At 59.4% G+C, this 24,939-nt stretch carries 26 protein-coding genes and 1 other RNA gene; 14 read left to right on the top strand and 13 right to left on the bottom strand.

The window, feature by feature from the left end; all coding sequences use genetic code 11:
• Positions 1-96: 96 nt before the first annotated feature.
• Genes BLW11_RS03340 through BLW11_RS03325 form a run of 4 tightly spaced genes read right to left on the bottom strand, consistent with a single transcriptional unit; the run spans position 97 to position 2,934 of the window.
• Positions 97-828 (bottom strand): amino acid ABC transporter ATP-binding protein, encoded by a 732-nt coding sequence (locus BLW11_RS03340; protein ID WP_048360578.1) that lies wholly within the window; start codon positions 826-828, stop codon positions 97-99.
• Complete coding sequence (locus tag BLW11_RS03335; RefSeq protein ID WP_193790192.1) at positions 815-1,465, bottom strand: amino acid ABC transporter permease; 651 nt, start codon at positions 1,463-1,465, stop codon at positions 815-817. Before BLW11_RS03335 ends, BLW11_RS03340 begins: the two co-directional genes overlap by 14 nt.
• Positions 1,462-2,127, bottom strand: coding sequence for an amino acid ABC transporter permease (locus BLW11_RS03330; RefSeq protein ID WP_048360576.1), 666 nt, complete (start codon positions 2,125-2,127; stop codon positions 1,462-1,464). The genes BLW11_RS03335 and BLW11_RS03330 overlap by 4 nt, the downstream gene beginning before the upstream one ends.
• Before the next feature lie 21 nt (positions 2,128-2,148).
• Complete coding sequence (locus BLW11_RS03325) at positions 2,149-2,934, bottom strand: transporter substrate-binding domain-containing protein (protein ID WP_048360575.1); 786 nt, start codon at positions 2,932-2,934, stop codon at positions 2,149-2,151.
• Positions 2,935-3,247: 313 nt separating this feature from the next.
• On the opposite strand from BLW11_RS03325, the gene trxA reads away from it, so the two are divergent.
• The 4 genes from trxA (at position 3,248) to BLW11_RS03305 (ending at position 7,648) form a co-directional block, all read left to right on the top strand.
• Positions 3,248-3,577, top strand: a complete 330-nt coding sequence (gene trxA / locus BLW11_RS03320) for a thioredoxin TrxA (RefSeq protein WP_016783018.1) — start codon at positions 3,248-3,250, stop codon at positions 3,575-3,577.
• A 233-nt stretch (positions 3,578-3,810) separates the two neighbouring features.
• On the top strand, positions 3,811-5,070 hold the full coding sequence (gene rho / locus BLW11_RS03315) for a transcription termination factor Rho (protein ID WP_048360574.1): 1,260 nt from the start codon (positions 3,811-3,813) through the stop codon (positions 5,068-5,070).
• Between the two features lie 143 nt (positions 5,071-5,213).
• Positions 5,214-6,680 (top strand): 4-hydroxy-3-polyprenylbenzoate decarboxylase, encoded by a 1,467-nt coding sequence (gene ubiD / locus BLW11_RS03310; protein WP_048360573.1) that lies wholly within the window; start codon positions 5,214-5,216, stop codon positions 6,678-6,680.
• Positions 6,680-7,648 (top strand): CDP-6-deoxy-delta-3,4-glucoseen reductase, encoded by a 969-nt coding sequence (locus BLW11_RS03305; protein WP_048360572.1) that lies wholly within the window; start codon positions 6,680-6,682, stop codon positions 7,646-7,648. Before ubiD ends, BLW11_RS03305 begins: the two co-directional genes overlap by 1 nt.
• A gap of 37 nt (positions 7,649-7,685) precedes the next feature.
• On the opposite strand, the gene BLW11_RS03300 is transcribed toward BLW11_RS03305, so the two are convergent.
• The gene (locus BLW11_RS03300) at positions 7,686-8,165 is read right to left on the bottom strand and encodes a sn-glycerol-3-phosphate transporter (RefSeq protein ID WP_193790188.1); all 480 of its coding nucleotides are present in this window, start codon (positions 8,163-8,165) and stop codon (positions 7,686-7,688) included.
• A gap of 203 nt (positions 8,166-8,368) precedes the next feature.
• Here BLW11_RS03300 and BLW11_RS03295 point away from each other — a divergent pair, with 203 nt between their 5' ends.
• The 3 genes from BLW11_RS03295 (at position 8,369) to BLW11_RS03285 (ending at position 10,047) form a co-directional block, all read left to right on the top strand.
• Entirely contained in the window at positions 8,369-9,016 is a 648-nt protein-coding gene (locus BLW11_RS03295; RefSeq protein WP_048360571.1) for a gamma-glutamylcyclotransferase, read from the top strand.
• Between the two features lie 144 nt (positions 9,017-9,160).
• Positions 9,161-9,541 (top strand): hypothetical protein, encoded by a 381-nt coding sequence (locus BLW11_RS03290; RefSeq protein ID WP_048360570.1) that lies wholly within the window; start codon positions 9,161-9,163, stop codon positions 9,539-9,541.
• 101 nt (positions 9,542-9,642) lie between these two features.
• Positions 9,643-10,047: a flagellar basal body-associated protein FliL gene (locus BLW11_RS03285; protein WP_048360569.1), complete on the top strand. Its 405-nt coding sequence runs from the start codon at positions 9,643-9,645 to the stop codon at positions 10,045-10,047.
• Between the two features lie 51 nt (positions 10,048-10,098).
• Here the strand turns inward: BLW11_RS03285 and BLW11_RS03280 are convergent, their stop codons facing one another.
• The 4 genes from BLW11_RS03280 to BLW11_RS03265 form a co-directional block, all read right to left on the bottom strand.
• Entirely contained in the window at positions 10,099-11,217 is a 1,119-nt protein-coding gene (locus tag BLW11_RS03280) for an ABC transporter permease (RefSeq protein ID WP_048360568.1), read from the bottom strand.
• Positions 11,217-13,949 (bottom strand): ribosome-associated ATPase/putative transporter RbbA, encoded by a 2,733-nt coding sequence (rbbA, locus tag BLW11_RS03275; protein ID WP_048360567.1) that lies wholly within the window; start codon positions 13,947-13,949, stop codon positions 11,217-11,219. The genes BLW11_RS03280 and rbbA overlap by 1 nt, the downstream gene beginning before the upstream one ends.
• The gene (locus tag BLW11_RS03270; RefSeq protein WP_048360566.1) at positions 13,946-14,911 is read right to left on the bottom strand and encodes an HlyD family secretion protein; all 966 of its coding nucleotides are present in this window, start codon (positions 14,909-14,911) and stop codon (positions 13,946-13,948) included. Before BLW11_RS03270 ends, rbbA begins: the two co-directional genes overlap by 4 nt.
• Before the next feature lie 132 nt (positions 14,912-15,043).
• Positions 15,044-15,493, bottom strand: a complete 450-nt coding sequence (locus tag BLW11_RS03265; RefSeq protein ID WP_048360565.1) for an EVE domain-containing protein — start codon at positions 15,491-15,493, stop codon at positions 15,044-15,046.
• 196 nt (positions 15,494-15,689) lie between these two features.
• On the opposite strand from BLW11_RS03265, the gene BLW11_RS23965 reads away from it, so the two are divergent.
• Positions 15,690-15,839 (top strand): hypothetical protein, encoded by a 150-nt coding sequence (locus BLW11_RS23965; protein WP_088500154.1) that lies wholly within the window; start codon positions 15,690-15,692, stop codon positions 15,837-15,839.
• A gap of 43 nt (positions 15,840-15,882) precedes the next feature.
• Here BLW11_RS23965 and BLW11_RS03260 read toward each other — a convergent pair whose 3' ends face one another.
• The 4 genes from BLW11_RS03260 to BLW11_RS03245 all read right to left on the bottom strand — a co-directional run bounded on the left by BLW11_RS03260 (position 15,883) and on the right by BLW11_RS03245 (position 17,307).
• The gene (locus BLW11_RS03260) at positions 15,883-16,488 is read right to left on the bottom strand and encodes a 5-formyltetrahydrofolate cyclo-ligase (protein ID WP_048360564.1); all 606 of its coding nucleotides are present in this window, start codon (positions 16,486-16,488) and stop codon (positions 15,883-15,885) included.
• A gap of 86 nt (positions 16,489-16,574) precedes the next feature.
• A non-coding RNA gene (gene ssrS, locus BLW11_RS03255) (6S RNA) lies at positions 16,575-16,752 on the bottom strand.
• 31 nt (positions 16,753-16,783) lie between these two features.
• Complete coding sequence (locus BLW11_RS03250) at positions 16,784-17,101, bottom strand: cell division protein ZapA (protein ID WP_048360563.1); 318 nt, start codon at positions 17,099-17,101, stop codon at positions 16,784-16,786.
• Positions 17,098-17,307, bottom strand: a complete 210-nt coding sequence (locus BLW11_RS03245; protein WP_048360562.1) for a TIGR02449 family protein — start codon at positions 17,305-17,307, stop codon at positions 17,098-17,100. Before BLW11_RS03245 ends, BLW11_RS03250 begins: the two co-directional genes overlap by 4 nt.
• 183 nt (positions 17,308-17,490) lie before the next feature.
• Here BLW11_RS03245 and BLW11_RS03240 point away from each other — a divergent pair, with 183 nt between their 5' ends.
• From BLW11_RS03240 to BLW11_RS03215, 6 genes are all read left to right on the top strand, one after another.
• Entirely contained in the window at positions 17,491-18,048 is a 558-nt protein-coding gene (locus tag BLW11_RS03240) for a YecA/YgfB family protein (protein ID WP_048360561.1), read from the top strand.
• Between the two features lie 29 nt (positions 18,049-18,077).
• Positions 18,078-19,412, top strand: a complete 1,335-nt coding sequence (pepP, locus tag BLW11_RS03235; protein ID WP_048360560.1) for a Xaa-Pro aminopeptidase — start codon at positions 18,078-18,080, stop codon at positions 19,410-19,412.
• The gene (gene ubiH, locus BLW11_RS03230) at positions 19,409-20,596 is read left to right on the top strand and encodes a 2-octaprenyl-6-methoxyphenyl hydroxylase (RefSeq protein WP_048360559.1); all 1,188 of its coding nucleotides are present in this window, start codon (positions 19,409-19,411) and stop codon (positions 20,594-20,596) included. The genes pepP and ubiH overlap by 4 nt, the downstream gene beginning before the upstream one ends.
• Before the next feature lie 86 nt (positions 20,597-20,682).
• Entirely contained in the window at positions 20,683-21,900 is a 1,218-nt protein-coding gene (locus tag BLW11_RS03225; protein ID WP_162837866.1) for a 2-octaprenyl-3-methyl-6-methoxy-1,4-benzoquinol hydroxylase, read from the top strand.
• A gap of 128 nt (positions 21,901-22,028) precedes the next feature.
• Positions 22,029-23,030, top strand: a complete 1,002-nt coding sequence (locus BLW11_RS03220; protein WP_048360557.1) for an extracellular solute-binding protein — start codon at positions 22,029-22,031, stop codon at positions 23,028-23,030.
• Positions 23,031-23,189: 159 nt separating this feature from the next.
• Complete coding sequence (locus BLW11_RS03215; RefSeq protein ID WP_048360556.1) at positions 23,190-24,806, top strand: ABC transporter permease; 1,617 nt, start codon at positions 23,190-23,192, stop codon at positions 24,804-24,806.
• Positions 24,807-24,939: the final 133 nt, after the last annotated feature.

Raw genomic sequence — 24,939 nt, 5'->3', positions numbered from 1 at the left:
TGTGTGTGAATAAGGGTGAATGGCTGAGAGAGTTTCGTAGCGGCGGCCGAAGGAACGAGGCTGCGTTCCTTAGGCCGCCGCTACGCAAGCGAGGGGTTACTGCTCCACCGTCCCGATAAAGTTCGCCAGCTCCGGGGTTTTCGGATTGGCAAAAAGCACTTTTGGATCGCCCACTTCATGCACCTTGCCCTGGTGCATGAACACCAGCTTGTCGCCGACCTCACGGGCGAAACGCATTTCGTGGGTGACCATGATCAGGGTCATGCCCTCCCTGGCCAGCTGGCGCACCACGCTCAGGACTTCGTTGACCAGCTCCGGGTCGAGTGCCGACGTGATTTCATCGCACAGCAGCACTTTGGGTGACATGGCCAGCGCCCGGGCAATCGCCACCCGTTGCTGTTGCCCGCCGGACAATCGCTCGGGGAACGCATCAAACTTGTCGGCCAGCCCCACCCGCTCCAGCATCTGGCGCGCCAGCCCGGCGGCCTTGGCCTTGGGGACTTTTTGCACCACTTGCGGGGCGAGCATCACGTTTTCGCCCACGCTCAGGTGCGGGAACAGATTGAACTGCTGAAACACCATGCCGACCTTCTGGCGCAGGCTGCGCAAGTCGGCTCGGGCAGCGTCCAGATATTCGTCATCGACTTCAATCACCCCGTCGTTGATGGACTCCAGCCCGTTCAGGGTTCTGAGCAAAGTGCTTTTGCCCGACCCGCTGCGACCGATGATTGCGACCACCTGGCCCTGTTCGACGGTCAGGTCGATGCCTTTAAGTACGTGGTGGTCGCCGTAGTATTTATGCAGGGCGGTAACTCTAAGCAGAGGCATGCAGTCTCCTTTCCAGATAGCGCGCACTGAGCGACAAGGGGTAGCACAAGAGGAAGTACCCGAGCGCCACCAGGCCGTAGACCATGAAGGGCTCAAAGGTCGCGTTGGCCAGCATGCTGCCGGTCTTGGTCAGTTCGGTGAAACCGATGATGGAGGTCACGGCGGTGCCTTTAATGACCTGCACTGAAAAGCCCACGGTCGGCGCGATGGCCACCCGCAGCGCCTGGGGGATGATCACGTAGCGCAACTGTTCCAGCGGGCTGAGGGCCAGACTGGCAGAGGCTTCCCATTGGCCGTGGGCAATCGACTCGACGCACCCGCGCCAGATTTCGGCCAGGTAGGCGCTGGTGAACAGCGTCAGGGCCAGCGCCGCAGCCATCCACGGCGAGATGTCGATGCCCAGCAGGGCGACGCCGAAGAAGATCAAAAACAGCTGCATCAATAACGGCGTGCCCTGGAACAGCTCGATATAGCCGCGCGCCAGAATTCGGGCGAAGCGGCTTTTTGAAATGCGCATCAGCATCACCAGCAAGCCGATCAGGCCGCCGCCGATAAACGCGACAAGTGACAGGGCGGCCGTCCACTGCAAACCGGTCAGCAAATTGCGCACGATGTCCCAGAAAGTGAAATCCATCAGCGGCTCCGGGTCAGGTAGCGGCGGCCGATCCAGTTCAGCAACTGGCGAATCAGCAAGGCCATGCACAGGTAGATCAGTGTGGTCAGGGCATAGGTTTCAAAAGCACGGAAGTTGCGTGACTGTATAAAGTTGGCGAAGAAACTCAGCTCTTCAGTGGCAATTTGCGAACACACCGCCGAGCCGAGCATCACGATGATGATCTGGCTGCTCAGCGCCGGCCAGACCTTGGCCAGCGCCGGTTGCAGCACTACATAACGGAACGCTTCGAACCGGCTCATGGCCAGTGCCGATGCCGCTTCCAGTTGACCTTTGGGGATGGCCTGAATGCCGGAACGAATGATTTCCGTGGAATAGGCGCCCAGGTTGATCACCATTGCCAGCACGGCGGCCTGCCATTCGCTGATGTGCAGGCCCAGGCCCGGCAGGCCAAAGAAGATAAAGAACAACTGCACCAAAAACGGTGTGTTGCGAATCAACTCGACATACAGCCCGAACAGCGCGGCAAAAGGCCGGATGTTCCACGCCCGGACCACGGCGCCGACAATCCCCAGGCTGACCCCGAACAGCGTGCCAATGGCCGTCAGTTCCAGGGTGAACAGAGCGCCGCGCAATAACAGGTCGCTGTTTTGCAGCACCGGTAAAAAGTCGAACTGGTAAGCCATGGGTAGTCTCGTCGCAAACAATCAAAGGTCGGCTGGCAGCGGCTCTTTGAGCCACAGCAACGCGTTTTTCTCCAGGCTGCCGTCAGCTTTGGCCGTGGCGAGAATCTGGTTCACCTTGCCCAGCAACTCGGGCTGACCCTTGTTGACGCCCACGTAGACAGGCGAATCCTTGAGTTTGAGCTTCATCGCCGGAATGCGTTTGGGGTTGCGCTCGCTGATGGTGACCATCACCACGTTGCCGCTGGCGATCAAATCCACCTGGCCTGCCAGGTACGCGGCGATGGTTGAATTGTTGTCTTCGAAGCGTTTGATGGTGACGCCGGCCGGGGCCACGTTGGTCAGCTCGATATCTTCGATGGCGCCGCGGGTGACGCTTATGGTTTTGCCCTTGAGGTCGTCCAGCGTGTTGATCCGGGCGTCCGGCGGGCCAAACACGCCAAGGTAGAACGGCGCGTAAGCGTTGGAAAAATCGATGACTTTCTCGCGGTCCGGGTTTTTGCCGAGGCTGGAAATCACCACGTCGACTTTGCCGGTGGTCAGATAAGGCACGCGGTTGGTGCTGTTGACGGGGGTCAGTTCAAGTTTGACCTTGAGTTGGTCGGCCAGCAGCCTGGCGGTGTCGATATCCAGCCCGCGTGGTTTCATGTCCGGGCCGACCGAGCCGAAGGGCGGGAAGTCCTGGGGCACTGCCACCTTGAGCGTGCCGCGTGCAATCACGTCATCAAGATCGTTGGCGTGGGCCGGTGCCTGCACCAGCATCAGGCTGGCAAACAAGGTGCAAATCAAGGCGCTGTAACGCGGGGTCATGGCAACTCTCCGAAAACGGGCGGGCGGTGATGCCCGGGCTTGAACAGAGCACAGGCCATGCCAACAGCGGTTTTTGGAGGTCGCAGGTCAGGTTCGGGGGTATTCGGCTGTTCGAGTGAACTTCAATGGTGCGCGGAAGTTGTAATGGGTGCCCCGTAATTGAGCGGGCTATGCCGAGGGTTTACATAAAAGAGCGGAGCGATATCAGCACTCATGCACCACTATAGTTAGAGTCAATCATCCCTCAGCTTCCTGAACGCGGTGATGACGGCTATGATGTGCTACGTTTTTGCTTACAACCACGGAGACTTCCATGAGCAGCGATCTTATTAAACACGTCACCGACGCTAGCTTTGAGGCCGATGTTCTCAAGGCTGAAGGCGCTGTACTGGTCGACTACTGGGCTGAATGGTGTGGCCCTTGCAAAATGATCGCGCCGGTTCTGGACGAGATCGCAGAGACTTACAAAGGCAAGCTGACTGTTGCCAAGCTGAACATTGATGAAAACCAGGAAACCCCGGCCAAACACGGCGTTCGTGGTATTCCTACGCTGATGCTGTTCAAGAACGGCAACGTCGAAGCCACCAAAGTCGGTGCGCTGTCGAAGTCGCAGTTGGCTGCATTCCTCGACGCCAATATCTAAGCGTCGATAAAAGCCCCGCTAAATGCGGGGCTTTTTCATGGCTCAAGGACTAGACGCTATGAAACTCAAGTGGTACATTCGGCCCCGCACTGGTTTCTCCACTGCCCCCTGCAAGCCGTCGCCGACGCACTCCTTATCGAATTAGTACGCGATCCTGTCGCCTTCTCTGCGGCGCGGCCTCATTAAGCCAAAAGCTTAATTTCCCCCTCCATAAATGATTACGTCATTCCTATATGAACCTGACTGAACTCAAGCAAAAGCCGATTACCGAACTGCTCGAATTGGCCGAACAGATGGGCATAGAAAATATGGCCCGTTCGCGCAAGCAGGACGTGATTTTCTCCCTGCTCAAAAAGCACGCGAAAAGCGGCGAGGAAATCTCCGGTGATGGCGTGCTGGAGATTCTCCAGGACGGCTTCGGCTTCCTGCGTTCCGCTGACGCTTCTTACCTGGCCGGCCCGGACGATATCTATGTCTCGCCTAGCCAGATTCGACGCTTCAACTTGCGCACTGGCGATACCATCGTCGGCAAAATCCGTCCGCCTAAAGAAGGCGAGCGGTACTTCGCACTGCTGAAAGTCGACACGATCAACTACGATCGTCCAGAGAACGCGAAAAACAAGATTCTCTTCGAGAACTTGACCCCGCTGTTCCCGACTATTCGCATGAAGATGGAAATCGGTAACGGTTCCACCGAAGATCTGACCGGTCGTGTCATCGACCTCTGTGCTCCGATCGGTAAAGGTCAGCGCGGTCTGATCGTTGCTCCGCCAAAAGCGGGCAAGACCATCATGTTGCAGAACATCGCGTCGAACATTTCGCGTAACAACCCTGAAGTGCACTTGATCGTTCTGTTGATCGACGAGCGCCCGGAAGAAGTAACCGAAATGCAGCGTACCGTGCGCGGCGAAGTGGTTGCCTCCACTTTCGACGAGCCGCCAACCCGCCACGTGCAGGTTGCTGAAATGGTGATCGAGAAGGCCAAGCGCCTGGTCGAACACAAAAAAGACGTGGTGATCCTGCTCGACTCCATCACCCGTCTGGCCCGTGCCTACAACACCGTGATTCCGAGCTCCGGCAAGGTATTGACCGGTGGTGTCGATGCTCACGCCCTTGAGAAGCCAAAGCGTTTCTTCGGTGCTGCGCGAAACATCGAAGAAGGCGGCTCGCTGACCATCATCGCTACCGCGCTGGTTGAAACCGGCTCGAAGATGGATGAAGTGATCTACGAAGAGTTCAAAGGCACCGGCAACATGGAACTGCCTCTGGACCGCAAGATCGCTGAAAAGCGCGTCTTCCCTGCGATCAACATCAACCGCTCCGGCACACGCCGCGAAGAGTTGCTGACCGCGGACGACGAGCTGCAACGCATGTGGATTTTGCGCAAGCTGTTGCATCCTATGGACGAAGTCGCAGCTATCGAGTTCTTGATCGACAAGCTGAAACAGACCAAGACCAACGATGAGTTCTTCCTGTCGATGAAGCGCAAGTAAGTTATCGCAGGCTAAGCAAAAGCCGGGGAAACCCGGCTTTTTGCTGTCTGAGCTTTTTTGATCCGGGCAGCTCTCCCTTCTGAACAGACGGCTTGGGCGCTACACTCTGTTTCCCAACGCCACGGCCACTACGAGGCTCAAGCATGCAGTATCGCGACTTACGCGACTTTATCAGCGGCCTGGAAAAGCGCGGTGAACTCAAGCGCATCCAGGTTCCAGTGTCTCCCAAGCTGGAAATGACAGAAATTTGCGATCGCACTTTGCGCGCCAAAGGTCCGGCCTTGCTGTTCGAAAACCCGGTGGGTTACGACATTCCTGTGCTCGGCAACCTGTTTGGTACGCCGGAGCGCGTGGCCTTGGGTATGGGCGCCGAAGCGGTCAGTGAATTACGTGAAATCGGCAAGCTGCTGGCGTTCCTTAAAGAGCCAGAACCGCCTAAAGGTCTCAAAGACGCGTGGTCCAAGTTGCCGATCTTCCGCAAGATCATTGCCATGGCCCCGAAAGTCGTCAAAGACGCGGTGTGCCAGGAAGTGGTCATTGAAGGTGATGACGTCGACCTTGCCCAGTTGCCGGTTCAGCACTGCTGGCCTGGCGACGTGGCGCCCCTGATTACCTGGGGCCTGACCGTGACCAAAGGTCCGAACAAGGAACGTCAGAACCTGGGCATTTATCGTCAGCAGGTGATTGGCCGCAACAAGGTCATCATGCGCTGGCTGAGCCACCGTGGCGGTGCGCTGGACTACCGCGACTGGTGTGAAAAACACCCCGGCCAGCCATTCCCGGTATCCGTGGCTCTTGGAGCAGACCCTGCGACCATTCTGGGCGCCGTGACCCCTGTGCCGGACAGCTTGTCCGAGTACGCCTTTGCGGGCTTGCTGCGTGGCAATCGCACCGAACTGGTGAAGTGCCGTGGCAACGACCTTCAGGTGCCTGCCACCGCAGAAATCATTCTCGAGGGTGTGATTCACCCTGGCGAGATGGCCCCCGAAGGCCCGTACGGCGACCACACCGGTTACTACAACGAAGTCGACAGCTTTCCGGTGTTCACCGTCGAGCGCATCACCCATCGGGTCAAGCCGATCTACCACAGCACCTACACCGGCCGTCCACCTGATGAGCCGGCGATCCTGGGCGTGGCGCTCAACGAAGTGTTTGTGCCGATCCTGCAAAAGCAGTTCCCGGAAATTACCGACTTCTACCTGCCGCCCGAAGGCTGCTCGTACCGCATGGCCATCGTGACCATCAAGAAGCAGTACCCGGGGCACGCCAAGCGCGTAATGCTCGGTGTGTGGTCGTTTTTGCGCCAGTTCATGTACACCAAATTCGTTATCGTCACCGACGACGACATCAATGCCCGCGACTGGAACGACGTGATCTGGGCCATTACCACGCGCATGGACCCCAAGCGCGACACGGTGATGATCGACAACACGCCAATCGATTACCTCGATTTTGCCTCGCCGGTTTCCGGTCTTGGCTCGAAGATGGGCCTTGATGCAACCAACAAATGGCCGGGTGAAACCACCCGTGAATGGGGCCGTGTCATCGTTAAGGACGAGGCGGTCACCCGCCGGATCGATGACATCTGGAATCAATTAGGAATAGATTGATGCGTGTAACCTTGCAGCCTTCAGGTGCGGTGCTGGAAACCTTGCCTGGCGAGCGAATTCTGGATGCGGCGCAACGCCTGGGCTATGAATGCCCGCAGAGCTGCCGCAATGGTAATTGCCACGTGTGTGCGGCCCTGTTGGTTGAAGGCCAGGTGGAGCAGGCGGGTGACGTGCGCGATCACGGCGAGTTTTATACGTGCCTGGCGGCCCCGCTTGAAGACTGTGTGGTGTTGTGGGATGGCGTGCTTGCGTTAGGAGAGTTACCGGTGCGTAGCCTGGCGTGTCAGTTGACCGAATGTGTCGATATGGGCGGCGATGTGTGGCGGGTGCGCTTGCGTGCGCCGGCCGGCAAGCCGCCGCGTTATCACGCCGGGCAATATGTGATGCTGGAGCGTGAAAATGGCGAAAAATCGGCGTTTTCACTCGCCAGCGCACCGCATTCAGGGCGCGACCTTGAGCTGCATGTGCTGGTACGCGAAGACAGCGCCCGGCGCCTGATCGAACAACTGCAACGCAACAAGATGGTTCGCCTTGAGCTGCCGTTCGGTGACACACATTTGTCCGAATTGCCGGACGGGCCGTTGGTATTGATTGCAGCGGGCACCGGCATGGCGCAGATGCACAGCCTGATAGAACATTGCCGCGCAAAAGGCTTCGACCACCCGGTACATTTGTACTGGGGGGTACGTCGCCCCGAAGACTTCTACACCCTGGAAGAATGGGCCGAATGGGAGAAAATCCCCAACCTGTTCCTGCACAAGGTAGTGAGTGACTTGTGTGGCTGGGAAGGGCGGTGCGGCATGTTGCATGAGGCCGTGTGCGAAGACATCAGCGATCTGGCCAATGTGCATGTATATGCCAGCGGCTCGCCTGCGATGATCTACGGCACTCTTGATGCGCTGGTGGCTGCGGGCATGGACGCACACCAGATGCGTGCCGATGTGTTTGCCTACTGCCCGCGCACCTGAACATCCCGTAGCAGCTGACTCGCTGCTACGAGGTGCTTCAAAAACGCAGCCCTGTTGTGATCATTGCCGCATTGAAGCCGAGCAACACCAGCTCGGCAGCCACCGGGCCGTAATGAGCGCCCACCGAAGGAATAATCACTGGCGCCACGCCGAAGCGATTGAGCGGGATCTTGTCCTGATATTCGCCGTGATAGCCCTCGATCAAACCCGCCGTCAGCTTCAAATACACGGGGTACGTATCGCTATCAAAGCGTTTGCCCGCGTAGGCGTAGTACGAGCGCTGGCTGAACGAGTTGCGAAAGGTCGCACCCCCGGCAAGCCATCCTGAGCCATCGTTGTACTCAAGGCCGATCAAGTCCTGATTGTTGTTGTGATCCGGGTCTGGCGAGAAGTGCCGGGTATAGACGCTGGTTTGCAGGTACCAGAAGCCATCGTCTTTTTGTTGCGTGTCATCTTGTGCCAATGCTGAACTGGCATACGCCAATATCAACAGGTAGCAGATCCCAATGTTTTTCATTTCACGACCTCAGAGGGTATGCGCCTGTGGCGGGCAACTATAAAGGGAATGTTTAAAGACTCCCTGAACGAAACCAACATTTTTGGACTGTTACCGAGCCATACGTCTTGCTGCAAGGGTCATTTGATTTTTAGTGCTATAAGATTCAGACCGATATTTTTGTTTGCCGCGTGTAATGCCTGTAGGACCCAATGCCTTCTGCGATGACTACCCGTGAATCTGTCTGCCTGAATCTGGCCTACCCTCCGCGACTCGATCTCGGGGCCGCGTTGACTCCCGAACAGCTCCAGCAATCCTTGCAAACTACCATGGCGCGCCATCAAGGCGGGCCGGTTTGGCTCTTTGCCTATGGCTCACTGATCTGGCGCCCCGAGTGCTCGGCGGTCGAGCGCGTGCGTGGCCGGGTGCATGGCTATCACCGCGGGCTGTATCTGTGGTCCCACGAGCATCGCGGAACGCCGCAGTGGCCGGGGTTGGTGTTTGGTCTGGACCGGGGCGGCTCGTGCAGCGGTTTTGCCTATCGCCTGCCCGAGGACAACCTCGATGCGTCGCTCTACGCCTTGTGGCTGCGCGAAATGCCGGTGCCCTCGTACCGACCTCACTGGCTGACCTGCCGGCTGGAAGATGGCAGTCAGGTGCAGGCCTTGGGGTTTGTACTGGAGCGACATTTGCCCAGCTATGCGGGCAACCTGCCAGATGGCGTGTTGAGCCAGGTACTGGCCAACGCCAGCGGGCGCTACGGTACCACTCGCGATTATGTCGAGCAGACCGTCAGCGCTTTGCGCAGCCACGCCATGCCCGATCGAAACCTGGAGGCGCGGCTCAAGCGTTGCGGCTCGTTCAAGTCCTAGCGTTAGATCCTGCTGTCCGTTTAATCGGATCCGTCCCACGATTGGATCGGAGCCCTTGACCTGAACAATCCGTAAACACACAAATAGTATTTCCCCCTCTGCACCCATGTGGGCGCGGCTTGGTGCAACTCGGGGGAGAAGGCGATGAAGTGGTCAGCGTGGTTTATCGTGATGTTTCTGGTGCTTGAAGCACGAGCAAAGGACCAGCCGCTCAGGCCGGTGCCAGATATCACACGGGCAACTTGCCTTCAGTTCAACCGGGAAGTTAAGCATTACATTCGTCGCGGGGTCGACATACCGCTGGCGCAGCTGACGTTTTTTAAGTTGACCCGCTACCGAATGATTGAAGGATTTGAGGACGGGCGGTACTCCCGCGATCGGTTAGCCACCGGTTTGTACGAGCTTTCACGTGACATCGATAAAGTGACTAAAGCCTGCCAGCGAAAAATCAGCCGCAAATTTGTAGATATGCTGCCCGAAAGCGTCAGGACGCTACTGATGGCGAGCGCAGTTCAACACGAGTAAGACGCTCATGCCTACGGGTTTTCAGGTGCTGGCCGATAACCCTGGAGAGTCTCGCAAGCAGCCCCGTATGCTTGCCCCCAAACCGTACAAAGGAGCGAATTGTGAAAGCGTGGATCATGTTGATGCTGGCCCTGTCCTTGCCGATGGCAGCTGTGGCCGAAGAGGCGCCAGAGGGCGGCGACAAGGTCAGCTATATCACCCTGAGCCCGCCGTTTGTGGGCAACTACGGCCTGGACGGCAGTTCGAGGCTCAAAGTGTACAAGGCCGATATTTCCTTGCGCGTGACGGGCAACGAGGCGGCCAAGGCGGTTAAAGCCAATGACCCGTTGATTCGCAACCAACTGGTGGGCTTGTTTACCCAGCAGACCAGCGAAACCCTGGGCAGCGTCGAGGCCAAGGAGAAGCTGCGTCAGGAAGCCTTGAAGCAGATCCAGCAGGTGATGACCGATGAAACCGGCAAGCCGATGGTGGACGATTTGCTGTTTAACAATTTGATTGTTCAGTAAAGGCTCAAAGCCCCTCACCCCAACCCTCTCCCTTTGGGAGAGGGCTCTACGCTACGACGCCAAACTCTTTCGAAACCGCGCCAGCGCAATGGCAAAGAACACCAGCCCGATGCCGGCCAGTGCCAACAAGTCCGGCCACACCACATTCACGCCCGCATCACGGAACAATATCGCCGCGCTCAGGCTCACGAAGTGGGTCGACGGCGAGCACTGCATCACCCATTGCAGCCACTGGGGCATGCTGTCCAGCGGCGTGCTGCCGCCCGAGAGCAACAGCATCGGGATGATCACCGGGATCGCCAGCAAGCCAAATTGCGGCGTTGAGCGGGCCAGGGTCGCGAGGAAAATCCCCAGCGCGGTGCTGGCAAACAGGTACAGCGCGGTCACCAGCAAGAACAGGGTCAACGACCCCGCCAGCGGCACGCCCAGTGCCCACTTGACCACCACTTCCAGCGATATCCAGGTGCACAGCACCACCACCAGCATATTGCTCCAGATTTTTGCCAGCATGATTTCCAGCGCGGTCAGCGGCAGTACCAGCAAATGGTCGAGGGTGCCGTGTTCGCGCTCGCGCAGCAGGGCGGTGCCCGTCAGCACGATGGCCAGAATGGTGATGTTGTTGACGATCTGGATCACAGCCAGGAACCACCCGCCTTCCAGGTTGGGGTTGAACAGTGCCCGACTGCTGAGCAGCACCGGGGTTTTCGCTGCGGCTTCGCCTTGGCCGGTGTATTCAAGCAGTTCGCGCTGAAAGATCCGCCCGATATACCCCGCGCCCATGAACGCCTGACTCATGGCCGTGGCATCAACGTTGACCTGCACGCTCGGCTCACGACCGGCCAGCAAGTCGGCTTGAAAGTTGACCGGCACGTTGATCACAAAGGTGTATTGGCCGCTGTCCATTGACTGGTCCAGCTGGCTATAGGGCAGGGTTTGCGGGGTTTGAAATTCCGGGGGCAGGAGCGATTCGCCGAGCTTGCGCGACAAGGCGCTGTGGTCTTCATCGACGATGGCAACGCTGGCATTGTGCACACCGATAATCGAGCCGGCAGCGGGCATATAAATGGCCACGGTGAAGGCGTAGAACAAAAACAGCAGCAGCACGCTGTCGTGGCGCAGGCTGGTCAGTTCTTTAAGGCCAAGGCGCAGGATGTGCGAGAGCTTGTGCATCAAACCTCCTGCTTCTTGAGCATGATCAGGCTCAGCCCGGTAAACGCGACAAAGAACCCCAGCAGCGCCAGGCATTGCGGCCACAACTGGCGCAGATCCAGGGCTTTGGTGAAGGTGCCCACGGCAATGTCGAGAAAGTGTCCGGCCGGGAACAGCATGCCCATCAGTGCCGCTGAGCCATCGAGGGAGGAGCGGGGCACGATCAGCCCGGAGAACTGAATGGTCGGCAGGCTGGTGATGATCATGGTTCCCAGGATCGCTGCGATCTGGGTGCGGGTGAAGGCGGAAATCAGCAACCCCATGCTGGTGGTCGCCAGCACATACAACAGCCCGCCCAGTGCCAGCGTGACGCCGCTGCCTTTGAACGGAACGCCGAACAGCCAGCGGTTCATTGCCACCAGCAACGCCAGGTTGACCAGGCTCACGGCCAGATACGGGGCCTGCTTGCCGAGCAGGAATTCGAGCCGGGTCAGGGGCGTGGCGTAGAAGTTGGTAATCGAACCCAGTTCTTTTTCGCGCACAATGCCCAGCGCGGTGAGCATGGCCGGGATAAACGCGAGAATCAGCGCCATCACCCCGGGGCCAATGGCGTTTACGCTGATCACGTCCTGGTTGTAGCGAAAACGGGTTTCGAGCTTGGCCACCCCTTGTTTGCTTTGCGCCGGGCTGCTGTGTGCGGCCAGTTGCTCAAGGTTGGCGGTGTGCACCGCCTCGACATAATTGCGGCTGGTTTCGGCACGGAACGGCATGCCGCCATCCAGCCAGGCGGCGACAGTGGGCTGGCGCCCGGCGTACAGGTCGCGGCCAAACCCCGGCGGGATCTCCAGAGCAATCTTGATTTCGGAGCGTTGCAGGCGTTTGTGCAACTCGTCAGCGCTGCGGATGGGCGCGTGCTCTTCGAAGTAGCGCGAACTGCGGAAGGCTTCCAGGTAGGCGCGGCTTTGCGGGCTCTGGTCCTGGTCGTAGACGGCGAAGGCGAGGTTCTCGACGTCGAGTGAAATGCCGTAGCCGAAAATCACCATCATGAAGACTGCACCCAGCAAGGCGAACGCCATGCGCACCTTGTCACGCAGCAACTCTTTAGACTCGCGGCTGGCCACGGCGATCAGACGGGTCAGGCTGAACCCCTTTTTGCTGACTGGCGGCGGTGCATTGACGGCAGGCGTGGCGACGGGCGCCGCTTCGGGGGCAGGGATGGCGCCCTGATCGTTTTGTGCCTGTTCCAGGCAAGTGACAAACGCCGCTTCCAGGGTGTCGCCCTGGAACTGGCGCTGTAGTGCATCGGGCGTGTCGCAGGCCAGGACCTTGCCCGCGTGCATCAACGAAATACGGTCGCAGCGCTGGGCTTCGTTCATAAAGTGGGTGGACAAAAAGATGGTCACCCCCTGCTCGCGCGACAGTTCGATCAGCAAGCGCCAGAAGTCATCGCGGGCGGCCGGGTCGACGCCAGAAGTCGGTTCGTCGAGGATCAGCACTTCGGGGCGATGCAGCACGGCCACCGCCAGTGACAAACGCTGGCGCAGCCCAAGCGGCAGCTCGCCGGATTGCTGTGTGGCCACCTCGCCCAGGTCGAAACGCGCGATCAGTTCTTCGATGCGGGTCTGGCTTTCGTCCTTGGGCAGGTCGAATAATTGCGCATGCAGCTCCAGGTTTTGCCGCACGCTCAATTCACCGTACAGCGAGAAGCTTTGCGACATGAAACCCACACGCTTGCGGGTGGCCAGGTCTTTTGCATTCACCGGGTTGCCGAGCAATTTGGCACTGCCTTCGGTTGCTGGCATCAGCCCGGTCAGGACTTTCATGGTGGTGGTTTTGCCGCAACCGTTGGAGCCCAGAAAGCCGAAAATCTCGCCCCGGCCGATGGCGAAACTGACGTTGTTGACCGCCGTAAAATCGCCGAATTTGAGCGTCAGGTCGTGGGCTTCAATGGCGATATCGCTGTTGTCGCTGGTGCGAGGCGGGATCACCAGCGGCTCGCTGTTGTGGCCGCTGTCGCCCTGGTAGTGGGTGAAGGCTTCGTCGAGTTTGCCGGTGCCGGTGACGGCCGCCAGTTCCTGGCTTAAACCGGCGGCGATCAACTTGCCGCGGTCGAGCATCAGGCAGTGTTCAAATTGCTCGGCTTCCTCCATATAGGCCGTGGCCACCAGCAACGTCAGTTGCGGGCGCTGGCTGCGCACGTCATCCACCAGCTCCCAGAAGCGCCGCCGCGACAGCGGATCGACGCCGGTGGTGGGTTCGTCGAGGATCAGCAAGTCCGGTTCGTGAATCAGCGCGCAGCACAGCCCCAGCTTTTGCTTCATCCCGCCTGACAGCTTGCCCGCCGGTCGCTCGGCAAAGCGTTCCAGGTCAGTGGCCTTGAGCAACTCGGCCATGCGTTGTTCGCAGTCCTCTTTTGACAGGCCGAACAGGGTGCCAAAAAAGCGGATGTTCTCGCTGATCGACAATTCGGGGTAAAGATTACCGCCCAAGCCCTGGGGCATGAACGCAATCAGCGGGTACAGCGTGTTGCGATGGCGGCGATCGTCAATGGGGCCGCCCAGTACTTCAAGGCTGCCTTGCTGAAGTTTTTTAACCCCGGCAATGAGCCCCAGCAGGCTTGATTTGCCTGCACCGTCCGGGCCGATCAGCCCGCAGCGCGTGCCTTTGGGCAGGCTGAAAGCGATGTCGGTCAGGGCCAGCTGTTTGCCGTACCGGTGGCTGATGCCACTGGCGTTGATCGCCAAGTCGCTCATTGCAGATTAGCCGGCCAAGGCACGTCTGCGGTTCGTACATAACCTGCCCCCGGCATACCCGGTTTGGCCTGAGGCACGGCGCCGGGGTCGGTCAGGCGCAGCTTGACGCGGAACACCAGTTTTTGACGCTCGTCGCGGGTTTCGACTTCTTTAGGGGTGAACTGCGACTTGGCGGCGACGAAAGCGATTTTGGCCGGCAGCGCCCGGTCTGGCAGGGCGTCGAGCACGATGCGGGCGTCAGCGCCGACGGTCAGCTTGCCGACCACCGAAGCGGGCAAGTACAGGTTCATGTACTGGTCGCTCGGGTCGATCATCATGAATACCCGCCCGCCTGCGCCCAGCACTTCGCCGGGCTCGGCCAGGCGCAGCTGGATCACGCCGTTGATGGGCGCGCGCAGGCTGCTGTCATCGATTTCGCTGGTCAGTTGTGCAACCTGAGCCTGGGATGAGCCAATCGCGGCTTTGGCGGCTGCAACCTGGGCCTGTGCTGCGACCACTGCCGCGTTGCTGGTATCGAATCGTGCCTGTTGCTGATCGAGTTGCTGGCCGCTGGCAAAACCGCGTTCGGCCAGTTGGCGGAAGCGCTTGAGTTCCTGGCTGGCCAGCAGTTTTTCGCTTTGGCGCAATTGCACGTTGGCTTCGTTGGCGGCCAGGGTCTGGCGGGCGCGCAGGACTTCGGCTTCGGCTTGCGTGCGGCTGGCTTCCAGGGTGCGGGTGTCCATGCGGGCCAGCAGTTGGCCCTGGGTCACACGATCACCCTCGTCGACCAGCACTTCAGCCAGACGGCCCGGGGTTTTTGCCGCGATCTGCACTTCGGTGGATTCGAGCCGCCCGTTGCCCATGCTGATGCCTTCAGGGAGTCGGTCGTGCAGGGACTTCCAGTAACCGAACCCGCCTGCTGCAACCAGCAGGATGGCCAAAGGAATAACGAAGTAATGGGAAATGCGATGATTCTTGGACATGCCTGCATCCTGTGCCACAGAGCGCTCTAGTTTGATGGTTTCAAGGCCGGAGCAACTTGATGCCAGTCAAAGGAAGACCAGAGCCTAGACGCAAAAACGGGATGCTGCCTGTCACAGGTTTTTGGTAGTGGGTTAAAGCAACCCCATCACCACTGCCCACTGTTGCGGGGTAACGGGCATCACTGAAAGGCGGCTGCCTTTTTGTACCAGCGCCATTTCAGCCAGGGCAGTCTGCTGTTTCAGATAGTCGAGTTTGATCACCTTGGGGAAGGTTTGCTCATGGGCCACTTGCAGTGCGCTCCACGGGTTTTTCTCGGCGCTGGCCTTGGGGTCGAAATAATGGCTTTCGGGGTCGAGGGCGGTGGGGTCCGGGTAAGCGGCCTGAACGATTCGGCCAATCCCGGCAATGCCCGGTTCGGGGCAACTGGAGTGGTAAAAAAAGAATGCGTCACCTACCGCCATGGCCCGCATGAAGTTGCGCGCCTGGTAATTACGCACGCCGTCCCAGCGTGCTTCGCCAAGCTTTTGCAAGTCCTTGATCGAGAACTCGTCTGGCTCGGATTTCATTAACCAAAAGGCCATTTTTACTGCTCCTTACAAACGGTTCGGTAACATTGTCCTGCAACATTTTGTTAAACCGACAGTCGGTTGACGTCAACGTTTGCGTGTCTGTTCGCGTTGCCGCAGAATGCCGGGCTTTTAAGCTTGACGCTGCTGCACGGCCTATAACAAAAACCGTTGCTGTCATCGTGTTGATTTGCCTGAAGGAGGGCAATCGATGAAACGCAAACCGGATTTACTGTGGATGTTGGTTATTTTGTTCGGTTTGGGCGTGGTCACAACGGGTTATGCGCAAAGTCTGTGGTCCAACTCGACCGACGCGCCGGCTGAACTGGCGCAACAGCAAGTACAGCCTTTCAAACGCTAACATTTCCTTCGAAGGTATCGTTTCAACCGCGATGCCTTAGTGTTCAGTGGGCGACGTACCACTGCTTGTCCGAGACCGTGCCTTGTAACGGTACATCCCAACTGGCCTGCGCCAGGCATTCAACTTTCTGACATTCGTGGGCCAGACCCAATAGCGTCGGCTTGCGCCAGCTTTGGCGTCTGGCCTGATACGCCAGGCTGCGGTCATAAAAGCCGCCGCCCATGCCCAGGCGTCCCCCCGTGGCATCAAACCCCACCAACGGCAACAACACCAGGTCGAGTGCCCAGACCTTGCGTTGGAGTGCGCGGTTGATGCGCGGTTCGAGAATGCGAAAACGATTTGGGATCAGCTTTTCGCCGGGAGCAATCCGCTGAAAGACCATCTTGGTTCTTGGCCAGGCGCTGAGGACCGGCAGGTAGGTGATCTTGCCCCGGCGCTGAGCTTCGCGCAGCAGCAGGCGCGGATCGATTTCACCGTCAGTGGGCAGGTACAGCGAGATGTGTTTGGCACGGCGAAACAGCGGATGCTGCGCCAGTTGCCGGTACAGGCCTCGGGCGGCCTGGCGTTGCTCGCACGGCGACAAGTCGCGGCGGGCTTTGCGCAGCATTCGGCGAAGTTGCGGGCGGGTAGGCGGCGCAGGTTCGTTCATATGGCGTGCTGTTCAAAGGCGAGTTCACCGGATGGTGGCTCGTGTAAGCCAATGCCAGCGGGTGGCTGGCATTGCGCTTGGAAATCAGGCTCCCCGACGTACCGCTGTCGGCTTGGCCCTTGAACCCGAAAGTTCAAGGTGGAAGTTGCAGTAGACCTTAAGGCTTTCCGTCTAGCGGACATGCACACCGGCCCAACGTGCAAGCTCCAGGGTAGTGCGAATCGGCTCAGGGACATCGCTAACTGGCGAATACTCCAGGGAGTGACGCGAGTATACCCCAAAGTAACGTTTTGAATCAGCTTTGACGTTCAGCCGGATCAGTGGCCAGCACCAGATCAACACGCTCCAGCAGGTCGCGCACCTGTTCACGGGTGGTGCTGTTGGTCTGTACTTCGGTGACCTCCTGCCTGTGCAGCAGATCATGGGTGATATTCAGCGCGGCCATCACGGCGATGCGGTCGGCGCCAATGACTTTGCCGCTGCTGCGGATTTCACGCATCTTGCCATCCAGATACCGGGCTGCACTCACCAGGTTGGTGCGTTCTTCCTGAGGGCACATGATCGAATACTCTTTATCGAGGATGTGCACGGTAACGCTACTGCTTGAACTCATGAGTCTTGCTCCAGGGCTTTGAGGCGCGAAATCATCGATTCGACCTTGTGTCGGGCGATTTCGTTTTTTTCAATGAGGTGCGCGCGTTCCTCGCGCCAAGTTTTTTCCTGAGCTATTAAGAGTCCGTTTTGACGTTTTAGTTGCTCGACTCGGCTAATCAGCAACTCGAGTCTAGCCATCAGTGCATGCAGGTCGGTGTCTTCCATTGTGTCCTACTGTCTTTTTTCTGATGGATGGTTAGGGTCTGTTGGCGTTTCGTCGCAGCCACAACGAAATGTCCACAGACCCTGCGTCAAACGAGTTGACGCCTCGATGGTCTGGCACGGCTGCCGATGCTAGGATACAAGCCCTCCATTCTAGACATTGCGCCGCTTGGCGCCTAGCTGACCATGCCTATCCAGAATTCCCCGTATCAAGCCTTCGCCACCCTGCTGACCGCCAGCGGCCATAATGTTTCGCCTGCAGAACTGCACGGCCTGTTGCTGGGTCGCAGCGCTGCTGGCGCCGGCTTCGACCACGACGGCTGGTTGGCTGACGCCGCCGATCTGCTCGAAGGCGAAATTCAAGACAACGTACGCAATGCCCTGATCGGTTTGCAAGAGATGGTTAAAGGCGAACTGACCGGCGACGACATGACGGTCGTGCTGTTGTTGCCAACCGATGACGCGCCGCTGACCGAGCGAGCAATCGCGTTGGGCCAATGGTGCCAGGGTTTCCTCTCCGGTTTCGGCCTGAATTATCGCGACAACGCCTTGAGCACTGAAGGCAAGGAAGTCCTGCAAGACCTGGCAGCCATTGCCCAGGTGCAAGATGCCCTGGAAGAGTCCGAAGACGGCGAAAGCGACTACATGGAAGTGATGGAATACCTGCGCGTTGCGCCATTGTTGCTGTTCACTGAAACCAAGAAGCCCGCAGAACCAGCTGCCGCCAAGCCTTCGCTACACTGATTGATCGTCAAGAGGGAACCCGTCTGCCCATGATTCATATCCCGAAATCGGAATACGCACGTCGCCGCAAGGCACTCATGGCGCAGATGGAGCCCAACAGTATTGCGATCCTCCCCGCCGCCGCGGTGGCGATTCGTAATCGCGATGTCGAACATGTTTATCGTCAAGACAGCAATTTCCAGTACCTGAGCGGCTTTCCCGAGCCCCAGGCCGTGATCGTTTTGATCCCTGGCCGGGTGCACGGCGAATACGTGCTGTTTTGCCGCGAGCGCAACGTTGAACGCGAGCTGTGGGATGGCTTGCGTGCCGGGCAAGAAGGCGCGATCAGCGACTTCGGTGCCGACGACGCGTTTCCCATTACCGACATCGACGACATCCTGCCGGGGCTGATCGAAGGCCGTGACCGTGTGTATTCGGCGATGGGCAGCAACCCTGAATTCGACCGCAAGCTGATGGAGTGGATCAACGCGATCCGCTCCAAGGCGAGCCTCGGCGCTCAGCCGCCTGACGAATTCGTTGCTCTGGATCATCTGCTGCATGACATGCGCCTGTATAAATCGGCAGCAGAACTCAAGGTCATGCGCCACGCGGCGCACATTTCGGCTCGCGCCCATGTGCGTGCCATGCAGGCCAGCCGCGTCGGGTTGCATGAGTACAGCCTTGAGGCTGAACTGGATTACGAATTCCGTAAAAGCGGGGCAAAAATGCCAGCCTATGGCTCGATCGTCGCCTCAGGTGATAACAGCTGCATCCTGCATTACCAGGAGAACGACGCCCTGCTCAAGGACGGCGACCTGGTATTGATTGATGCCGGCTGCGAGATCGACTGCTACGCCAGCGACATCAGCCGCACGTTCCCGGTCAATGGCAGGTTTTCGCCGGAGCAAAAGGCCATTTACGAACTGGTGTTGGCGGCGCAGGAAGCCGCCTTCACCCAGATCGCGCCCGACAAGCACTGGAACCAGGCCCACGAAGCCACGGTTCAGGTGATTACCGCAGGTCTTGTGGAACTGGGCTTGCTGCAGGGCGATGTTCAAGAGCTGATTGCCAGCGAGGCCTACAAGGCGTTTTACATGCACCGCGCCGGCCACTGGCTGGGGCTCGATGTGCATGACGTGGGCGAATACAAGGTTGGCGGTGAGTGGCGCGTGCTGGAGGTCGGCATGACCCTGACCGTCGAGCCGGGCATCTATATCAGTCCTAACAACCTGAATGTCGCCAAAAAATGGCGCGGTATTGGTGTGCGGATCGAGGACGACGTTGTGGTCACTAAAAATGGCTGTGAAATTCTGAGCGGCGACGTGCCGAAAGCCGTTGCCGAAATCGAAGCCTTGATGGCTGCTGCGCGATCGAGCGCGGCATGAGCCGCGTCAATCTGGCCATTATCGGTGGCGGTCTGGTGGGGGCTAGCCTGGCGCTGGCGTTGCAGGCCGGGGCCAAGGCCCGAGGCTGGAAGATTGTATTGATCGAGCCGTTTGCGCCCGGCAATAGCTACCAGCCCAGCTACGACGCCCGTTCTTCGGCGCTGAGCTATGGCGCGCGGCAAATTTATGAGCGTTTGGGCCTGTGGTCAGCCATTGCCGAGCGCGGTGAGCCGATCAAGGACATTCATGTGTCCGATCGCGGGCGTTTCTCAACGGCGCGTTTGTCGGCCAGCGAAGAAGGCGTTCCGGCGCTGGGTTATGTGGTCGAAAACGCCTGGCTGGGCCAGTGCCTGTGGAAAAGTCTGGACCCGGACGTGATCAGCTGGCGTTGCCCGGCTGAAGTTATCCACATGCAACCGCTGGAAGACGGCTACCGCCTGACCCTCAACGATGAGACCACCCTGGAGTGCGACCTCGCGGTATTGGCCGATGGCGGCCGTTCAGGCTTGCGCGAGCAGTTGGGCATTCATGTGCGCCAGCAGCCTTATAACCAGAGCGCGCTGATTGCCAACATCACCCCGAGCCGGCCCCATGGCGGGATGGCGTTTGAACGTTTCACCGAAGAAGGGCCGATGGCCTTGCTGCCGTTGCCGGACAACCGCTGCGCACTGGTGTGGACGCGTCTGGGCATGGACGCGCAGCGTCTGGCGGCTTTGGACGAGCGCAGCTTTCTCAGCGAGTTGCAGGGAGTGTTCGGCTATCGCCTGGGCACGCTTAAACAAGTGGGGGCGCGGCATCTGTACCCGCTGACGCTGGTTGAAGCCGAGGAGCAGGTACGCCCGCACCTGACGGTGTTGGGTAACGCTGCCCACAGCCTGCACCCGATTGCCGGTCAGGGCTTTAACCTGTCCCTGCGCGATGCCCAGGCCCTGGCCGATGCCTTGCTGGGCAGTGATAAAAAGCCCGGTGATTTCGCCACGCTGTTGAGTTATCAACAGGCTCAAAAACTCGACCAGCAACTGACCATCGGCTTCTCGGACCAGGTAACGCGGGTCTTTGGCAGCGAGCAGCCGCTGGTGTCCTTTGCGCGAAACCTCGGCTTGCTCGGCCTTGATCTATTGCCACCGGCCAAGCGCTGGTTTGCCCGCCAGGCCATGGGCCTGGGCACCCGCGCAGACAGTTGATGACGACCGGGGCGCTTGCGCTCCGTGTCGATCCATTTTTTCAGGTGCGGCGTACGCCGCTAGCGAGACAGGCTTAAAGCATGGAAATGCGCGCAGATCTGCTGATTGTTGGGGCCGGAATGGTCGGAAGTGCGCTGGCGCTGGCGCTCAAAGAGAGTGGCTTGAAAATCCTGCTGCTCGATGGCAGCCCGCTGAGCGTCAAACCCTTTACAGCCCAGGCGCCGTTCGAGCCTCGGGTCAGTGCCCTGTCGGCCGCCAGTCAGCGCATTTTGCAGCGTCTTGGCGCCTGGGATGGCATTACCCGGCGTCGCGTCAGCCCGTATGCGCACATGCACGTATGGGATGGCAGCGGCACGGGGCAGATCCATTTCTCGGCGGCCAGCGTGCATGCCGAAGTGCTCGGCCATATCGTCGAAAACCGCGTGGTGCAGGACGCCCTGCTTGAATGCTTGCAGGCCAGCAATATCGAACTGCATGCCAATGCGCGGCTGGAACAGATGCGCCGCTCTGGCGACGAATGGCTGCTGACCCTCGCGGATGGCCGCACCGTGCGTGCGCCTCTGGTGATTGCCGCCGATGGCGCCAATTCGGCGGTACGCCGCCTGACCGGCTGTGAGACCCGCGAGTGGGATTACATGCATCATGCCATTGTCACCAGCGTTCGCTGCTCAGAGCCGCACCAACGGACCGCCTGGCAACGTTTTACCGACCACGGCCCGCTGGCGTTTTTGCCACTGGAGCGCGACGGCCGGCAGGACTGGTGCTCGATTGTCTGGTCGACCACCCCCGAACAAGCCGAACACCTGATGGCATTGGACGACGCAGCCTTCTGCCGCGAGTTGGAACTGGCCTTTGAAGGCCGTCTGGGCAGCGTGATAAGTGCCGATCCGCGGGTTTGTGTGCCGCTGCGTCAGCGTCACGCCAAGCGTTACGTGGCCGAAGGCCTGGCGTTGATCGGGGATGCGGCGCACACCATCCACCCGCTGGCCGGGCAGGGCGTGAACCTGGGCTTCCTGGATGCAGCGGTGCTGGCAGATGTGCTGCTGCATGCCGCAGACCGTGGCGAGCGCTTGGCGGACGTGCGTGTGCTCAGCCGCTTTGAACGTCGGCGCATGCCGCACAACCTGGCCTTGATGGCAGCAATGGAAGGGTTTGAGCGCCTGTTCCAGGCTGATTCGCTGACCGCCCGCTTGTTGCGCAACACCGGTTTGAAATGGGTCAACAAAATGCCTGAAGCGAAAGCCATGTTCGTGCGCCAGGCGCTTGGCCTGAGCGGCGACTTGCCGCCGTTGGCCAAGGCCTGAAGTTTTTGCGACGGTGTGGGGCGGCTGCCTGCAACATCTGGTAACTCCTCGAAGGCGAGTTAGGTTGAGCTGTCAAATGTGATTCACTACCATTTACGCCCGATTCGCATTAAGAGAGACCGCCCCTCATGTTGGCACCCAAGCGTCTACTGACTGCCCTGGCCCTAACCGTTTTTGCGAGCAGCGTTTCTGCGGCCGATGAAGTGGTGGTTTACTCCTCGCGTATCGACGAGCTGATCAAACCGGTATTTGACGCCTACACCGCCAAAACCGGGGTCAAGGTCAAGTTCATCACCGACAAGGAAGCGCCGCTGATGCAGCGCATCAAGGCTGAGGGCCAAAACGCCACTGCCGACCTGTTGCTGACCGTGGATGCCGGTAACCTGTGGCAAGCCGAGCAAATGGGCATTCTGCAGCCGTTCACCTCCGCGGTGATCGACAAAAATATCCCGCCGCAATACCGTTCTTCCTCCCATGAGTGGACAGGTTTGAGCCTTCGCGCACGGACCATTGCGTATTCGACTGACCGGGTCAAACCTGAAGAGCTGTCGACCTACGAAGCCCTGGCTGACAAGAACTGGGAAGGCCGTCTGTGCCTGCGCACCGCCAAGAAGGTTTATAACCAGTCGCTGACCGCCACCATGATCGAAGTGAACGGCCCGGAAAAAACCGAAGAAGTCCTCAAGGGCTGGGTGAACAACCTGTCCACCGACGTCTTCTCGGATGACATCGCGGTGCTTGAAGCGATCAATGCCGGGCAGTGCGACGTCGGTATCGTCAACACTTACTACTACGGCCGTCTGCACAAGCAAAAGCCCGATCTGGCGGTGAAGCTGTTCTGGCCTAACCAGGCTGACCGTGGGGTTCACGTCAACCTGTCGGGCATTGGCCTGACCAAGTACGCCCCTCATCCGGAAGCGGCCAAGGCACTGGTGGAGTGGATGACCACCCCTGAAGCCCAGGCGATTTTTGCAGGTGTTAACCAGGAGTTCCCGGCTAACCCGAGCGTTGCACCTTCGGCCGAAGTGGCCAGCTGGGGCAAGTTCAAAGCCGATGCCTTGCCGGTCGAAGTGGCAGGCAAGCGCCAGGCCGAAGCCATCCGCATGATGGATCGCGCTGGCTGGAACTGATAAAAGTCTCTTAACACGATGCTTTTGTAGCCGCTGCCGCAGGCTGCGATAAGGGCCGCAGGACCTTCCATCTTTTGGGGTCGTTGCGCTACCCATCGCAGCCTGCGGCAGCGGCTACATGGTTTCTGCACCTCAATACCCACCTTCCGAGAGTTCTTCGTGGCCCATCCTGCCCAACGCCGCTGGTATCCGCTGGTCTTTGTCATTGCTGCTCTGGTGCTGTTGCCGCTGAGCGTTTTGCTGTTGTCCTGGCAAAGCATTGATGGCCAGATCTGGAGCCATCTGTGGGACACGCAAATGCCGCGTCTGCTGGGCAACACCCTGACTCTGATCGTCGGGGTGGGCGTTGGGGTCACGCTGCTCGGCGTGAGCCTGGCGTGGCTGACCAGCCTGTGTGAGTTCCCCGGCAGGCGTTGGCTGGATTGGGCGCTGATGCTGCCGTTTGCGATTCCTGCTTATGTGTTGGCGTTTGTTTTTGTCGGCCTCCTGGATTTTGCCGGGCCGGTGCAAACCCTGCTACGCGAATGGTTTGGCATGGGCCTGAGGTTGCCACGGGTGCGCTCCACCGGTGGCGTGATCATCGTGCTGGTTCTGGTGTTCTACCCCTATGTCTACCTGCTGGCGCGCACGGCGTTTCTGGCCCAGGGCAAAGGCCTGATGGAGGCTGCCAGGGTGTTGGGCCAAAGCCCGTGGCAGGCGTTCTGGCGGGTGGCGTTACCCATGGCGCGCCCGGCGATTGGTGCGGGTGTGGCGCTGGCGTTGATGGAAACCCTGGCCGACTTCGGCGCCGTGTCGGTGTTCAACTTCGATACGTTCACCACCGCAATCTACAAAACCTGGTACGGCTTTTTCAGCTTGTCGACGGCGGCGCAACTGGCCAGCCTGCTGTTGCTGGTGGTCATGGTGGTGCTCTACGGCGAGCGCCGGGCCCGAGGGGCCAGTCGCGCCAGTAACGAGCGCCCCCGGGTCAGCGCCTTGTATCACTTGCGCGGTCCCAAAGCGTGGCTGGCCAGTGGCTGGTGCTTGCTGGTATTCGCCTGTGCTTTTGTGATCCCGATGCTGCAACTGGTGGTGTGGTTCTGGCAGCGCGGGCGGTTTGACCTGGATGAGCGTTACGCCGGTCTTATCCTGCACACCCTGTATCTGGGGGGCATGGCGGCGCTGATTACAGTGAGCGTGGCGTTGGTGCTGGCATTTGCCCGGCGTCAGGCACCCACCCCGACCATTCGCGCCGGCGTCAGCCTGGCGAACCTGGGCTATGCCTTGCCGGGTTCGGTGTTGGCAGTGTCGATCATGTTGGCATTCAGCTATCTGGACCGCGAACTGGTGATCCCTGTGTCGGGCTGGTTGGGGGGGGCGGGCAAGCCGCTGCTGCTGGGTAGCCTGTCGGCCTTGCTGCTGGCGTATCTGGTGCGGTTTATCGCCGTGGCTTATGGCCCGCTGGAGAACAGCCTGGCGCGCATTCGTCCTTCCTTGCCCGAAGCGGCCCGCAGCTTGGGGGTCAGTGGCCCACGACTGTTTTTCAAAGTGTATCTGCCGTTATTGCTGCCGGGCACCTTGAGCGCTGCGTTGCTGGTGTTTGTCGATGTGCTCAAGGAGATGCCGGCCACCTTGCTGATGCGCCCGTTTGGCTGGGATACGCTGGCTGTGCGTATCTTTGAAATGACCAGTGAAGGCGAATGGGCGAGGGCTTCGTTGCCCGCCCTGACTCTGGTGCTGGTCGGATTGTTACCGGTCATCGGGCTGATTCGACGCTCGGCCCATCGAATCGGTTAGGTGCCAGTCCTCCTTCATGCGGCTACAATGCGCGGCATTCGGTGCGGTCTGTCTGTCAGGCCAGGTTTCTGCGTGATGTAAGAAAGCCTCTTTTTAGGCTTGAAATGCTCCGCAGCCTGTCCGCACCTTCGCC

Source organism: Pseudomonas deceptionensis (assembly GCF_900106095.1).
GTDB classification, from domain to species: Bacteria; Pseudomonadota; Gammaproteobacteria; order Pseudomonadales; family Pseudomonadaceae; genus Aquipseudomonas; species Aquipseudomonas deceptionensis.
This window is presented reverse-complemented; position numbering and strand designations above follow the sequence as displayed.